Origin of the sequence: Citrobacter sp. Colony219, from assembly GCF_019382635.1 — a bacterium.
Taxonomy (GTDB): Bacteria; Pseudomonadota; Gammaproteobacteria; order Enterobacterales; family Enterobacteriaceae; genus Citrobacter; species Citrobacter youngae.
Genome location: NZ_CP080033.1, coordinates 1,060,232 through 1,061,360, shown reverse-complemented (window position 1 = coordinate 1,061,360; position 1,129 = coordinate 1,060,232). Strand labels below are relative to the sequence as shown.

General features: G+C 51.4%; 1 protein-coding gene. It reads right to left on the bottom strand.

Annotated elements, in window-relative coordinates:
- Positions 1-958 (bottom strand): glutamine-hydrolyzing carbamoyl-phosphate synthase small subunit (gene carA / locus JTI85_RS04650; protein WP_255575103.1); only part of this gene is annotated, 958 nt, incomplete at its 3' end.
- Positions 959-1,129: the final 171 nt, after the last annotated feature.

The window sequence follows — 1,129 nt, the reverse complement described above, 5'->3', positions numbered from 1 at the left end:
AGGCTTCATCGACCGCAAAACCGTGGTTCTGCGCGGTGATCATCACGGTGTTGTTATCAATATCTTTTACCGGATGGTTGCCGCCGTGGTGGCCGAACTTCATCTTAATGGTCTTCGCTCCGCTCGCCAGCGCCAGCAGTTGATGGCCGAGGCAGATACCAAATACCGGAATATCGGTTTCGAGGAATTTCTGAATCGCGGTAATCGCGTAGTCGCACGGCGCCGGGTCGCCAGGGCCGTTGGACAGGAAGATACCGTCCGGATTCATCTTCAGAACGTCTTCTGCTGAGGTTTTCGCCGGTACAACCGTCAGGCGGCAGCCGCGGTCCGCTAACATACGCAGAATGTTACGTTTAGCACCGAAATCGTACGCCACAACGTGGAACGGCAGTTCATCGGTAGATTTGGCTTCCGGCAGGTCACCGGCCAGCGTCCAGCTACCTTGCGTCCAGCTATACGGCTCCGCAGTGGTGACTTCTTTCGCCAGGTCCATACCGTTCAGGCCAGGGAAAGCTTTTGCTTTTTCCAATGCCAGCGCCGCATCCGGGTTATCACCCGCGATGATGCAGCCGTTCTGTGCACCCTTTTCACGCAGCAAACGCGTCAGCTTACGGGTATCGATATCGGCAATCGCCACAATGTTATGGCGCTTCAGATAAGAAGAGAGGTCTTCGGTATCGCGGAAGTTGCTGGCAATCAGCGGCAGGTCACGAATGACCAGACCTTGCGCATGTACCTGAGAAGATTCAGCATCGGCTTCATTGGTGCCGACATTACCGATATGAGGATAAGTAAGAGTGACGATTTGGCGGGAATAGGAAGGATCAGTGAGGATTTCTTGATAACCGGTCATTGAAGTATTGAAAACGACTTCCCCAACCGCCGAACCTGTTGCCCCTATGGCCCGACCGTGAAACTGGGTTCCGTCTTCCAGAACCAATAGCGCTGACTTAATCAAAACACCCTCCAGAGAATATTCACTCACTTTATTTGCATATTAATTCATTAACGCATCATGAATCAATGCAAATTTGCTTACCTATGGATTTCTGGCAAACGGCGGCATTCTAGAGATAGCCCACGTAAAAGTCTACCCAAAAGGGTGATTTTTATTATTATTTTGCGCCAT